The organism is Devosia sp. 2618 (assembly GCF_040546815.1).
In the GTDB taxonomy this organism is placed as follows: Bacteria; Pseudomonadota; Alphaproteobacteria; order Rhizobiales; family Devosiaceae; genus Devosia.
In genome coordinates, this window is record NZ_JBEPOO010000001.1 from 2,373,340 (window position 1) to 2,384,773 (window position 11,434).

Below are 11,434 nucleotides of genomic sequence, written 5' to 3' on the forward strand. Positions count from 1 at the left end.
CTGCGGCAGACCTAGGGCGGGGACATAACGTCAGCGTGTAAGTTCAGTGACGGTTGCATGACTGTGCACTGGATAGGTGTGGTGGGTTGTCGCGGGATCAGGACACGCCCTCGTGGTTCGAGGGTCGCTGCGCTCCCACCTCACCATGAGGGCTACTGTTACACAGCACCAAGAACAGCCCTCATGGTGAGGTGCGAGCCCTTCGCGAGCCTCGAACCACGAGGGCGTGGCAGGGTTTACCCCTCATACTTCTCCAAAAACGCCTCAATCCCCAGCTTCCGGAAATCCGGCAGCGCCTGATGCAGCTTGTCATGGCTCCAGTCCCACCACGCCATCGCATCGAGCCGCCCCGCCACATCGTCGCTGAACCGCTGCTTGATCGTCCGCGCCGGCACCCCAACCGCAATGGCGAAGTCCGCCACATCCTTGGTCACCACCGCATTGGAGCCGATGATCGCGCCATTGCCGATCTTGACCCCCGGCATTACCACCGCGCCGTGCCCGATCCAGGTGTCATGGCCAATAGTGATCCCCTGGCTGGCCCGCCAGTCGAAAAACTCCTGGTCATCGGTTTCGCCATCGAAATACCAGGCCGAGCGATAGGTGAAGTGATGCAGCGACGCCCGCTCCATCGGATGCATGCTGGCATAAATCCGCGCATGGCTCGCGATATTGGCGAACTTGCCGATCTGGGCATAGGCGATCTGGGTGTTTTCGACGCAATAGGAATAGTCGCCGATGGTCGAGCGCGACACGGTGCTGCCCGCGCCGATTTCGGTGTAGCGGCCCAGCATCGAGCCGACGACATTGGCCGTGGGATGCACGGATGGTTTTTCGCTCAAACGGGTCATGCTGCAATCCTTGGCGCAAAAGCGGTCACATCGACAATTCGGTCGGCCACGACGTTGCGCACGTCCTCATCGTGGAAAATCCCCAGCAGGCCGACACCGGCTAGCTTCTTTTCGGCAATCATCGCCACCGCCACCGCGCGATTGGTGGCATCGAGCGATGCGGTCGGCTCGTCCAGCAGCAACACCGGATGGTCAGTGATAAAGCCGCGGGCAATGTTCACACGCTGCTGCTCGCCGCCCGAAAACGTCGCCGGCGGCAGGCTCCACAGCCGCTCCGGCAGGTTCAGCCGCGCCAAAAGGTCCCGTGCGCGCTGCTGCGCCTCGGTCTTTTCCGCGCCCCGGATCACCAGCGGCTCAGCCACAACATCGAGCGCCGAAACACGCGGCACCGTGCGCAGGAACTGACTGACATAGCCGATAGAGTCACGCCGCAGCGTCAGCACCGTACGCGGATCGGCCGTCGCCAGATCCACCGCCTCGCCATGATGCTGGATGATGATGGCCCCGGCATCGACGCCATAATTTCCATATACCATCTTGAGGATCGAACTCTTGCCCGCCCCCGATGGCCCGCCCAGCACGACACATTCGCCGGGCTCGACATCGAAATTGACATTGTTGACCACCGGCAAGATCACCCCATCGCGCAGATGCATGGTGAAGGTCTTGGCGAGGTTTTTGACGGAAAGGGCGGTCATTGGAAAACTCCTGAAAATGGCAATGCCCCCTCATCCGCCCTTCGGGCACCTTCTCCCACCAGGGGAGAAGGGGAAAAGCCGAGAGTTGGCAGTCGATACCCTTCTCCCCTCGTGGGAGAAGGTGGCGCGCAGCGCCGGATGAGGGGGAGCTGAACCACCATCACACCTGCAAAATCGAAGACACAAGCAACTGCGTATAAGGCTCGCGCGGATCGTCCAGCACGCGGTCGGTCAGCCCCGCCTCGATCACCCGCCCATCCTTCATCACCATCATGCGATGGCTCAGCAGCCGCGCCACGGCGAGATCATGGGTCACGACAATCGCCGCCAGACCCAGCTCTCCCACCAGACCACGCAGCAGATCGAGCAGGCGCGCCTGCACCGAAACATCCAGCCCACCGGTCGGCTCATCCATGAAGACCAGCCGTGGCCCGGTCACGAGGTTGCGCGCAATCTGCAGTCGCTGCCGCATGCCGCCCGAGAACGAGCGCGGCTGATCGTCGATCCGGTCCGCCGCAATCTCCACCCGTCCGAGCCAGTCGAGCGCGGTCTCGCGGATATGGCCATAGTGCCGGTCACCGACCGCCATCAGCCGCTCGCCCACATTGGCGCCCGCCGATACCGTCATGCGCAGCCCGTCAGCCGGGTTCTGATGCACAAAGCCCCAGTCCGTCCGCACCAAAAACCGCCGCTCGGCTTCGCTCAGCTCATAAATATTGCGCCACTGCTCGTCGCGCATCCGATACATGGTCCGCCCCGAACTCGGCTCCAGCGTGGCCGAAAGCGAGTTCAGCAATGTCGTCTTGCCGGAACCGGATTCCCCGACAATGGCCAGCACCTCGCCGGGCCAAAGCTCGAAATTCACATCGGCACAACCAAGGCGGCTGCCGTAATATTTGGTCAGGTTCTCAACGCGGAGAAGGGGTTCAGTGGACATTGCAGACACCTCCGATTGTTTCCACCCACAGTGTCATTCCCGCGAAAGCGGGAACCTCCGTTTCGGACTGGAAACCAGTCACGCCGTCATTGCCGGGCTTGTCCCGGCAATCCACTCGATATCCCGGCATCCCGTGGACCACCGGGACAAGCCCGGTGGTGACGAAAGAACGGAATGCATTGTGTGTTTGAAAACGGCTCATCACTCCGCCGCCTCCTGCATCCCCATCACCCCGACATGCCCGGCCTCGCGCCGTTCTTCGCAATTGTCGGTGTCGGAACACACATACATATGCCCGCCCCGGTCATCCAAAATGACCTCGTCGAGATAGACCTGTTCCGCGCCACACAGCGCGCAGGGCTCCTCAAAATGCTGGATCGCAAAGGGATGATCCTCAAAGTCCAGGCTCACCACTTCGGTATGCGGCGGCACCGCATAAATCCGGTGCTCGCGCCCTGCCCCGAACAGCTGCAGCGCTTCGCTCATATGCATTTTGGGGTTGTCGAATTTGGGTGTCGGGCTCGGGTCCATCACATAGCGACCCTCGACCTTGACCGGATAGGCATAGGTCGTGGCGATGCGGCCGTGGCGCGCAATGTCCTCATAAAGCTTGACGTGCATCAGCCCATATTCCTCAAGCGCATGCATCTTGCGCGTCTCGGTTTCGCGCGGTTCGAGGAAGCGCAGCGGCTCGGGGATCGGCACCTGATAGACAAGGATCTGCCCGGGCCCGAGCGGCTTTTCAGGAATACGGTGCCGCGTCTGGATGATCGTCGCGTCGGCGGTGTGCGTGGTGGTTTCCACATGCGCCACCTTGGCAAAGAACGCCCGGATGCTGACCGCATTGGTCGTGTCGTCCGCGCCCTGGTCGATCACCTTGAGCACGTCATCCGGCCCGATGATCGACGCCGTCACCTGTACCCCACCCGTGCCCCAGCCATACGGCATCGGCATTTCGCGGGAGCTGAACGGCACCTGATAACCAGGAATGGCGATGGCCTTGAGAATAGCCCGCCGGATCATCCGCTTGGTCTGTTCGTCGAGATAGGCGAAATTGTATTGAGCGGTGGTGGTCATGATGCGTACTCCATGCCGTCTTCACCTCTCCCTCTGGGGGAGAGGTCGACCGTCTTCGGTCGGGTGAGGGGGCCTTTTCCATATGCTGCGTGAGGGGAAGGTCCCCTCACCCGCCCCTGCAGGGCGACCTCTCTCCCAAAGGGAGAGGTGAGAAAGATGCACATCACTCCGCCGCCTCCTTCATGCCCTCATGCTCCGCCCGCATCCGCCGGATCAGGTCCAGTTCGGCCTGGAAGTCCACGTAGTGCGGCAGCTTGAGATGCTCGACGAAGCCCGTCGCCTGCACGTTGTCCGAGTGCGAAATGACGAACTCCTCGTCCTGCGCCGGCGCGGTGATGTCCTCACCGAATTCCTTGGCCCGCAGCGCCCGGTCGACCAGCGACATGGCCATCGCCTTGCGTTCGGCCTGCCCGAACACCAGTCCGTAGCCGCGGGTGAACTGCGGCGGCACCTTGGCCGAACCCTTGAACTGGTTGACCATCTGGCACTCGGTGACCTTGACGCAGCCCAGGCTCACGGCAAAGCCAAGCTCGGGCACGTCGAACTCCACCTCGACTTCACCGATGCGGATTTCGCCCACGAAGGGATGGCTGCGGCCATAGCCGCGCTGGGTCGAATAGCCGAGAGCCAGCAGGAACCCCTCATCGCCGCGGGCCAGCGCCTGCAGCCGCAGATCGCGGTCCAGCGGAAAACCCAGCGGCTCGCGCGTCAGGTCGCCCACTTCATGGTCTGGCCCCGTTTCGCCATCGGGCTCGATCAGCCCTTCATGCGCCAGAAGGTCCGTCACGCGCGGCGCCTGCGCTTCGTCGACCTCGCGCAGCACCGGCTCGGCCACATCGCCGCCCACAATGGCGGGGTCGAGCAGGCGGTGGGTATAGTCAAAGGTCGGCCCCAGCATCTGCCCACCGGGCAGGTCCTTGAAGGTCGCCGAAATGCGGCGTTCTATCTTCATCTCGGCCGTGTCGACCGGCTGCGAATAACCAAAGCGCGGCAGCGTGGTGCGATAGGCGCGCACGAGGAAAATCGCCTCGATCAGATCGCCCCGCGCCTGCAACAGCGCGAGCGCCGCCAGTTCCTTGTCGTAAAGCGAGCCCTCGCCCATGGCGCGGTCGACGGCGAGCCCGAGCTGCTCGACGATCTGGTCGATGCGCAAGGCCGGCACCGAGCGGTCGCCCCGGCGGCGGTCGGCCAGTAGCGCATGGGCATTGGCAATGGCGGCTTCCCCGCCTTTGACGGCTACATACATCTCAATGTCCTTGTGAAATGCGCGTCGAGCGCGGCAGGCCCATCACCTGCCCATCGGCCACCAGCAACAGGTCGATCCCGCGCGGGAACAGCTCGCGGTTGGCCGCCCACTGCGCCACGAAATCCCCCGGCAGGCCGACCGGGTTAAAATGGCCATGGTCCTTGATTCCGGGTCCGCGCATGATCAGATCCGGCCCGCCGCTCAGCGCCGGCACAGCCAGCACGATAGTGGTCGACCGGTCGGGATATTCCTGCGTGCCGAGATTGAATTGATCGAGCACCGGCAGCTCGTCGACACTGCCCACCAGCGCGAAAACCGCCCGGCCTGGCTCACTGACAATCGGCGCGCCAGCATGGAACGCTGTGAACGCGGAAACCGCCTCGCTGCGCAGCGAAGGTGATAACCAAACCGGGGTGTCCTGGTCGCTCAAGGTTAGCAATGTGCTAGCCAACTCGCCCGGCAGCGGCCCTTGTGTTAACGCGGTTTGCGGCAGTTTGCGCAGTGTGCCGGGATTGGCCAATGCATCCATGATGGCGCGGAACGCAGTCTGTGAATCGAGCACCGGATCGGCGAAACCGCCTTCGAGAACAGAATCCATCTCAGTTATCCCCGCGAACCATGGTGAAGAAATCGACCTTGGTGGCTGCCGTTTCGCCGCGCTTTTTCTGCTCGGCTTGCGCCGCAAGTGCCTGCAAGGGAGTGACAATCTGAGCTTCGACCGCTTCGCCCTCGCGCTGCCACAGCGCGTCGATGACCGCGATCACTTCCGCCTTGGCGAGATCGCGGCCCAGGCAATACCCGTGCCCCACTTCGCCCGTTACAATGCGCACGCTGGCGCGGCTGACGGTGGCTTCACCCAGATTGAACGGCGCCCCGCCGCCCCCGGCCCGGCCACGCACCATGACCAATCCGGTCTCGGGGCCGCGCACTTTGGTGAAAGCCGGCTTGTCGGCCCAGCCGTCCCACAAAGCCGCCAGACTGGCGGAGGGAGCGTGGGCCAGAATGTCGAGAACGCGCTTTCTTGCGCTCGTATCACTGGAAGATGCCGTCTGCATGCTTGCCTCTATTTGTCTAATACACTAGACAACTACTGTCCTAAATCCCGTCCTACGCTTCTCATGTGAAAATGCAATGACACTTTCAAAAGACGTTTCCGGCGGTGTTGCCCTGTGGCGGCGGATCGCCGATGCCATCCGCCTCGACATCGTCGGCGGCAAGCTCGCCAGTGGTGACCGCCTCCCCACCGAAGCCATTCTGGCAGAACGATTTTCCGCCAATCGCCACACGGTGCGGCGGGCTTTGGCGGTGCTGGCCGATGAGGGTGTGGTCGGGGCCGAACAGGGTCGCGGCACCTTCGTGCGCAGTGCGAGACGACTCAGCTACCCCATCGGCAAGCGCACCCGTTTCCGCGAGGGGCTCAAGGGTCAGGCGTCCAATCTCAGCTCGCGCAGTCTCAGCGATAAACTGGAAAACGCCACGGCCGCCGTGGCCGCCGCCCTTGGCCTCAAACCCGGCGCCAAGGTCGTGCGCACCGAAGGATTGTCGATTGCCGATGGTCGCCCGATCTCGCGCGCCACCACATGGCTGCCCTATCGGCGCTTTCCCGATTTCGGCGAACGCATCGCCCGGCTTGGTTCCAGCACCGAAGTCTTTTTCAGCTACGGCATCGCCGACTACGCCCGCGCCTCCACCCGCATCTCCGCCCGCCATGCCGACGTGGAAGAAACCAAGCTGCTCGACCTGGCGCCGGGGGCAATCTTGCTGGTGTCGGAAGCGGTCGATGTGGACCCCGATGGGGTGCCGATTTCCTACGCGCTCAGCCGGTTTCCGGCGGAACGGATGGAGCTGGTGGTGTGAGGGGGCACGCCCTCGTGGTTCGAGGCTCGTAAGCACTCGCACCTCACCATGAGGGCTACTGATAAACCGCACCAAGAGTAGCCCTCATGGTGAGGTGCTTTGCCCTTGCAAAGCCTCGAACCACGAGGGCGTATCACAGAAAAATCGAGTTTAGGGCCAGGTTTCGACAGGCGTTAAACCCGCTCAACCAGCCCAGCCACATCCTGCAACAGCCGCACAAACTCTGCCCCGGCCACCTCAAGCGCACCGGAATTATCAATCCGCACCGCATTGTCGGGCAACCAGCACTCAACGCTTCGAGCCAGCCGCTGAGCGATGGATTCAGCACTCTCCCGACCCCGCCCCGCCAGTCGCTGCGCGATGATTTCGCGGTCGGCGATGATCGAAACAACCATGGTCTGCGGATAGCGCTTCAGCAGTGCCGGGATAACGCCGCGTGACAGGTTGGCGACCACGGCCTTGCCCGCCGCCAGATCGTCTTCGAGCCCAATCGGCAGGCCATAGCGCAGGCCATGCGCGTCCCAGTTCAGCGCAAAGGCGCCATCGGCCTCGGCCGCCGCGAACGCAGCAACATCCATGCTGTCATGGTCTTCGCTGCCGCCATCGGCCGGCCGTGTCACGACGCGGCGCACGAAGGCGACGCGGCCGGTGGGCTCCAGCCGCCGGCGCGCGAAATCGATCAGGCTGTCCTTGCCGACCCCACTGGGGCCAACAACGGCAACGAAAACTCCGCTCATATCACCCGACGTCCCTGCCGCCACACGGTCAACACGATGGGTATGCCCTCCTCGACGCGCAAATGCACGAAGTCCGCCCGCTTGCCCACGGCTATCTCGCCCCGGTCATGGAAACCACCCGCTTCCGCCGGTCGCTTGGTGACCAGCTGCACGGCCTTGGCGAGGCTGAACCCTTCCACATTGTCGGCCAGCGAGAAGGCCGATTGCAACATGGAGAAAGGGATATAGTCCGAAGAGAGGATATCGAGCAGATCGGCCTCGGCCAGCACGCGTGCCGAGACGTTCCCCGAATGCGAGCCGCCGCGCACGACGTTCGGTCCGCCCATCAGGATCGACATGCCCGCCTGCCGCGAGGCCTTGGCGGCTTCGATGGTGGTGGGGAATTCGGCGACTTCGGTGCCCAGCGCCACAGCTTCTTCGACGTGATCGCGCGTCGCGTCGTCATGGCTGGCCAACACGATGCCCAGTTCCTGGCAGGCAGCGGCAATCGCGCGGCGGTGTGGCCCAGCATAGGCCACAGATTCGGCGTTGCGCCGCTCGGTGAACTCTTCAAGGGCGGCATCGCTCATCTTGAGCTTGCCTTGATAGTAGGTCTTGTAGGCATCCATGCTGGCGAACTGACGCTGGCCCGGCGCGTGGTCCATCAGCGACACCAGCCGCACCTGCGGATCGTCCTTGATGGCCATGAAGGATTCAAGGCAATCAGGCGCCGAAACTTCGCAGCGCAGGTGGATGTGGTGCTCGGCGCGCAGGCGCCCGGCCTTGGTGCCGGCATGGATCGCATCGGCCAGGATGCGCATTTCCGTTGGGCCCATATCGGCGTGCTCATCGAGCCCGACGCGAATGGCGTCGAGCACGGTGGTGATCCCCGATGCCGCGATCTGCGCATCATGCGCCTGCACGGCGGCGACGGGGTTCCACCGCACTTTGGGGCGTGGCGCATAATGGGTTTCGAGATGGTCGGTATGAAGTTCGACCAGGCCCGGAATGAGGTAATCGCCATCGAGATCGACCCCGGTTCGGCTCGGCGCACCGATATCGGTGATGATGCCACCATCGACCCGGACGGAGCCCTCCAGAACCTCGTTGGCGAGGACGATACGGGCATTGGTGAGAACGAGTTCTCCGAGGGCGACGGTGTTCATAGGCGAGCCAATCTTGCGGTTACGTGCGGACGAAGGCTCCGCTAACCCAGTTGCATGACGTTTCAACGACTAAGCCAGTCGCTTCCCACTCGTCTTGTTGAATGGATGCAATGCCGCAACCGGCACGGCGAAATTGATCGGCATGGTTTCGGCCAGTTCGGACCGGCCGTGCGCCACCAGCACCATGATCTGCTCGAGCCCCGCAACGCGCACATAGAGATGGCTTTCCCCACCGACCGGTTCGATCAGCTCGACCGTGCCCGTCAAAGAAATATCCCCCGCCGCCCCTGCCCCGATTACAATGGCGTCGGGACGAATGCCGACAATGTCGGTGCCGTTCGGCAGACTGTCCGGCAAAGTCACACCGGGCAATGCGCGCAGCTTTTCGATGTCGAGCAGGTTCATCGGCGGCGAACCGATGAAACCGGCGACAAACAGCGATGCGGGACGATCATAGAGTTCGGTCGGCTTGCCGACCTGTTCGATATGGCCGCCATTCATCACCACCAGCCGGTCGGCCAGCGTCATGGCCTCAAGCTGATCGTGGGTGACGTAAACGCTGGTCGTGCCCAGCTCGCGCTGCAGGCGGCGGATTTCGATCCGCATCTGGCCGCGCAGCTTGGCGTCGAGGTTGGACAATGGCTCGTCGAACAGGAAGGCCTTGGGCTGGCGCACGATGGCCCGCCCCATGGCAACGCGCTGGCGCTGACCGCCAGAAAGCTGGCGTGGCCTGCGATCCAGAAAGTCGTGTATTTCCAGTGTCTTGGCTGCAGCATTGACCCGACGATCAATCTCGGCGCGCGGCGTACCACGGTTTTTCAGGCCATATTCAAGATTTCCGCGAACCGTCATATGCGGATAAAGCGCATAATTCTGGAACACCATGGCAATGTCGCGCTCGGCAGGCTCGCGCTTGTTGACCACCGTACCGCCGACGGAAATCGTGCCATCGCTGATGGTTTCGAGCCCGGCAATCATCCGCAGCAGGGTCGATTTCCCGCAGCCTGAGGGGCCCACCAGCACGACCATTTCGCCATCTTCGATAGCCAGATCGATGCCGTGGATCACCTGAGCCCCACCGGGATAAGTCTTTTTGACGCCGGTCAGATCAATGGCGGCCATGTTATTTCTCCGTTTCGACCAGGCCCTTGACGAACAGGCGCTGCATAAAGATGACGACGAGAACCGGGGGCAACATGGCCAGCACAACGGCGGCCATGACGAGGTTCCATTGCGGATCGGCGTCGGCATAGGCGGCCATGCGCTTGATACCCATGACGACCGTGTAAAACTTGCTGTCGGTGGTCACGAGCAAGGGCCACAAATACTGCATCCAGCCATAGATGAAGAGAATGACGAACAGCGCTGCCATGTTGGTTCGGCTCAGGGGCAACAGGATATCGCGGAAGAATTTGAGCGGCCCCGCCCCGTCGACGCGTGCGGCTTCCATCAGTTCATCCGGCACCGTCAAAAAGAACTGCCGGAACAAGAAAGTAGCTGTTGCCGAAGCGATCAGCGGGATGGTCAAACCGGCATAGGAATTGAGCATGCCGAGGTCGGCGACCACCTTGAAGGTCGGGATAATGCGCACTTCGACCGGCAGCATCAGCGTGATGAAAATCACCCAAAAAGCAGCCGTCCGCAGCGGAAAGCGGAAGTAGACGATCGCATAGGCCGAGGTGATCGAGATGGCGATCTTGGCCACGGCGATGACTACCGCCATGATCAGGGAATTGACCAGCATCAGGGTCAGCGGCGGCGCGCCGGAGGTCGACATGCCTTGGCTCAGCATCTGCCCATAGTTATCGAGCAGATGGGGGCCGGGCAGCAGCGGCACGACACCGCGCAGGAAGTCGCCGGGACCGTGGGTCGAGGCGATGACGGCGAGATAGACCGGGAAGGCCATCACGATGACGCCGATGATCAAAACGGCGTGGGTCAGGATGTTCAGCCAGGGACGATTTTCGACCATTTCGCGGCTCCTAGTATTGCACGCGCCGCTCGATGAAGCGGAACTGGACGATGGTGAGGACGATGACGATCAGCATCAGCAGCACAGATTGGGCGGCGGACGAACCGATATTGAGGCCGAGGAAACCGTCGGCATAAACCTTGTAAACCAAGATGTTAGTCGACTGCGCTGGCCCGCCGCCTGTGGTGCCGTCGATGACGCCGAAGGTATCGAACATGGCGTAGTTGATGTTGACGATCAGCAGGAAGAACGTCGTCGGCGACAGCAGCGGCACGACGATGGTCCAGAACCGCTTGAACGGCCCCGCCCCGTCAATGGCGGCAGCTTCCGACAGCGATGCTGGTACCGATTGCAGCCCGGCGACGAAGAACAGGAAATTGTAGGATATCTGCTTCCAGCTGGCGGCCAGCACAACCAGGATCATGGCCTGGTCCTGATTGACCCGATGGTTCCAGTCGACACCTAGCTGACCAAGCACGTAGCTCAGGATACCGATGGAGGGGTTGAACATGAACCACCACAGGATTCCCGCAACGACCGGCGCGACGGCATAAGGCCAGACCAGCAGCGTGGTATAGATGCGGCCCGAGCGCAGCAGGCGGTTGGTCGCGACGGCCAGCACCAGCGACACGCTCATGGCGATCACGGTGACCAGCACCGAAAAAATCAGCGTCCGCCACAGCGAGTTGAGATACATCGGGTCGGCCAGCAGCTTGGCGTAATTGTCGAACCAGATGAACGTCGTCTTGAACCCGAACGGGTCTTCACGCTCGAAGGATGATTTGGCGGCCTGCAGCGCCGGCCAGATGAAAAACACCAGCGTAATGGCCAGTTGCGGAGCCAGCAGCGCAAACGGCAGCCACCGGTTCGGAAAGATCGTACGTTTGGTCTGCATTGAGCATCCTTGGCGCGCT

Annotated in this window: 14 protein-coding genes; 1 reads left to right on the top strand and 13 read right to left on the bottom strand. The window is 62.4% G+C overall.

Annotated features, from left to right (window positions below; genetic code table 11):
- Positions 1 to 236 precede the first annotated feature (236 nt).
- The 8 genes from ABIE28_RS11965 to phnG all read right to left on the bottom strand — a co-directional run bounded on the left by ABIE28_RS11965 (position 237) and on the right by phnG (position 5,864).
- Entirely contained in the window at positions 237 to 851 is a 615-nt protein-coding gene (locus tag ABIE28_RS11965; RefSeq protein ID WP_354063204.1) for a DapH/DapD/GlmU-related protein, read from the bottom strand.
- Positions 848 to 1,549 carry a phosphonate C-P lyase system protein PhnL gene (gene phnL, locus ABIE28_RS11970; protein ID WP_354063206.1) on the bottom strand — a complete coding sequence of 234 codons (702 nt, stop codon included), beginning with the start codon at positions 1,547 to 1,549 and terminating at the stop codon, positions 848 to 850. Before phnL ends, ABIE28_RS11965 begins: the two co-directional genes overlap by 4 nt.
- A gap of 160 nt (positions 1,550 to 1,709) precedes the next feature.
- The gene (gene phnK / locus ABIE28_RS11975) at positions 1,710 to 2,486 is read right to left on the bottom strand and encodes a phosphonate C-P lyase system protein PhnK (protein WP_354063208.1); all 777 of its coding nucleotides are present in this window, start codon (positions 2,484 to 2,486) and stop codon (positions 1,710 to 1,712) included.
- Positions 2,476 to 2,688 carry a hypothetical protein gene (locus ABIE28_RS11980; protein WP_354063210.1) on the bottom strand — a complete coding sequence of 71 codons (213 nt, stop codon included), beginning with the start codon at positions 2,686 to 2,688 and terminating at the stop codon, positions 2,476 to 2,478. The genes phnK and ABIE28_RS11980 overlap by 11 nt, the downstream gene beginning before the upstream one ends.
- Positions 2,688 to 3,563 (bottom strand): alpha-D-ribose 1-methylphosphonate 5-phosphate C-P-lyase PhnJ, encoded by an 876-nt coding sequence (locus ABIE28_RS11985; RefSeq protein WP_354063212.1) that lies wholly within the window; start codon positions 3,561 to 3,563, stop codon positions 2,688 to 2,690. The genes ABIE28_RS11980 and ABIE28_RS11985 overlap by 1 nt, the downstream gene beginning before the upstream one ends.
- A 163-nt stretch (positions 3,564 to 3,726) precedes the next feature.
- Entirely contained in the window at positions 3,727 to 4,809 is a 1,083-nt protein-coding gene (locus tag ABIE28_RS11990; protein WP_354063214.1) for a carbon-phosphorus lyase complex subunit, read from the bottom strand.
- Position 4,810: 1 nt separating this feature from the next.
- Positions 4,811 to 5,407, bottom strand: a complete 597-nt coding sequence (gene phnH, locus ABIE28_RS11995) for a phosphonate C-P lyase system protein PhnH (protein WP_354063216.1) — start codon at positions 5,405 to 5,407, stop codon at positions 4,811 to 4,813.
- Between the two features lies 1 nt (position 5,408).
- Entirely contained in the window at positions 5,409 to 5,864 is a 456-nt protein-coding gene (phnG, locus tag ABIE28_RS12000; RefSeq protein ID WP_354063218.1) for a phosphonate C-P lyase system protein PhnG, read from the bottom strand.
- Between the two features lie 76 nt (positions 5,865 to 5,940).
- On the opposite strand from phnG, the gene phnF reads away from it, so the two are divergent.
- On the top strand, positions 5,941 to 6,666 hold the full coding sequence (phnF, locus tag ABIE28_RS12005; protein ID WP_354063220.1) for a phosphonate metabolism transcriptional regulator PhnF: 726 nt from the start codon (positions 5,941 to 5,943) through the stop codon (positions 6,664 to 6,666).
- Positions 6,667 to 6,839: 173 nt separating this feature from the next.
- Here phnF and phnN read toward each other — a convergent pair whose 3' ends face one another.
- From phnN to ugpA, 5 genes are all read right to left on the bottom strand, one after another.
- Complete coding sequence (gene phnN, locus ABIE28_RS12010) at positions 6,840 to 7,403, bottom strand: phosphonate metabolism protein/1,5-bisphosphokinase (PRPP-forming) PhnN (protein WP_354063222.1); 564 nt, start codon at positions 7,401 to 7,403, stop codon at positions 6,840 to 6,842.
- A complete protein-coding gene (locus tag ABIE28_RS12015) occupies positions 7,400 to 8,548 on the bottom strand; it encodes an alpha-D-ribose 1-methylphosphonate 5-triphosphate diphosphatase (protein ID WP_354063224.1) in 1,149 nt (382 codons plus the stop codon). Before ABIE28_RS12015 ends, phnN begins: the two co-directional genes overlap by 4 nt.
- A 69-nt stretch (positions 8,549 to 8,617) precedes the next feature.
- On the bottom strand, positions 8,618 to 9,670 hold the full coding sequence (locus tag ABIE28_RS12020) for a sn-glycerol-3-phosphate import ATP-binding protein UgpC (RefSeq protein ID WP_354063226.1): 1,053 nt from the start codon (positions 9,668 to 9,670) through the stop codon (positions 8,618 to 8,620).
- Between the two features lies 1 nt (position 9,671).
- Positions 9,672 to 10,520: a sn-glycerol-3-phosphate ABC transporter permease UgpE gene (gene ugpE / locus ABIE28_RS12025; protein ID WP_354063227.1), complete on the bottom strand. Its 849-nt coding sequence runs from the start codon at positions 10,518 to 10,520 to the stop codon at positions 9,672 to 9,674.
- A gap of 10 nt (positions 10,521 to 10,530) precedes the next feature.
- Positions 10,531 to 11,415: a sn-glycerol-3-phosphate ABC transporter permease UgpA gene (ugpA, locus tag ABIE28_RS12030; protein WP_354063228.1), complete on the bottom strand. Its 885-nt coding sequence runs from the start codon at positions 11,413 to 11,415 to the stop codon at positions 10,531 to 10,533.
- Positions 11,416 to 11,434: the final 19 nt, after the last annotated feature.

Excerpts from the sequence above, each read along its gene's own strand:
- phnK (WP_354063208.1), bottom strand. The coding sequence starts at position 2,486 with ATGTCCACTGAACCCCTTCTCCGCGTTGAGAACCTGACCAAATATTAC.
- ABIE28_RS11980 (WP_354063210.1), bottom strand. The coding sequence starts at position 2,688 with ATGAGCCGTTTTCAAACACACAATGCATTCCGTTCTTTCGTCACCACC.
- ABIE28_RS12015 (WP_354063224.1), bottom strand. The coding sequence starts at position 8,548 with ATGAACACCGTCGCCCTCGGAGAACTCGTTCTCACCAATGCCCGTATC.
- ABIE28_RS11965 (WP_354063204.1), bottom strand. The coding sequence starts at position 851 with ATGACCCGTTTGAGCGAAAAACCATCCGTGCATCCCACGGCCAATGTC.
- phnH (WP_354063216.1), bottom strand. The coding sequence starts at position 5,407 with ATGGATTCTGTTCTCGAAGGCGGTTTCGCCGATCCGGTGCTCGATTCA.
- phnG (WP_354063218.1), bottom strand. The coding sequence starts at position 5,864 with ATGCAGACGGCATCTTCCAGTGATACGAGCGCAAGAAAGCGCGTTCTC.
- ABIE28_RS11985 (WP_354063212.1), bottom strand. The coding sequence starts at position 3,563 with ATGACCACCACCGCTCAATACAATTTCGCCTATCTCGACGAACAGACC.
- phnF (WP_354063220.1), top strand. The coding sequence starts at position 5,941 with ATGACACTTTCAAAAGACGTTTCCGGCGGTGTTGCCCTGTGGCGGCGG.
- ABIE28_RS11990 (WP_354063214.1), bottom strand. The coding sequence starts at position 4,809 with ATGTATGTAGCCGTCAAAGGCGGGGAAGCCGCCATTGCCAATGCCCAT.
- ugpA (WP_354063228.1), bottom strand. The coding sequence starts at position 11,415 with ATGCAGACCAAACGTACGATCTTTCCGAACCGGTGGCTGCCGTTTGCG.
- phnL (WP_354063206.1), bottom strand. The coding sequence starts at position 1,549 with ATGACCGCCCTTTCCGTCAAAAACCTCGCCAAGACCTTCACCATGCAT.
- ABIE28_RS12020 (WP_354063226.1), bottom strand. The coding sequence starts at position 9,670 with ATGGCCGCCATTGATCTGACCGGCGTCAAAAAGACTTATCCCGGTGGG.
- phnN (WP_354063222.1), bottom strand. The coding sequence starts at position 7,403 with ATGAGCGGAGTTTTCGTTGCCGTTGTTGGCCCCAGTGGGGTCGGCAAG.
- ugpE (WP_354063227.1), bottom strand. The coding sequence starts at position 10,520 with ATGGTCGAAAATCGTCCCTGGCTGAACATCCTGACCCACGCCGTTTTG.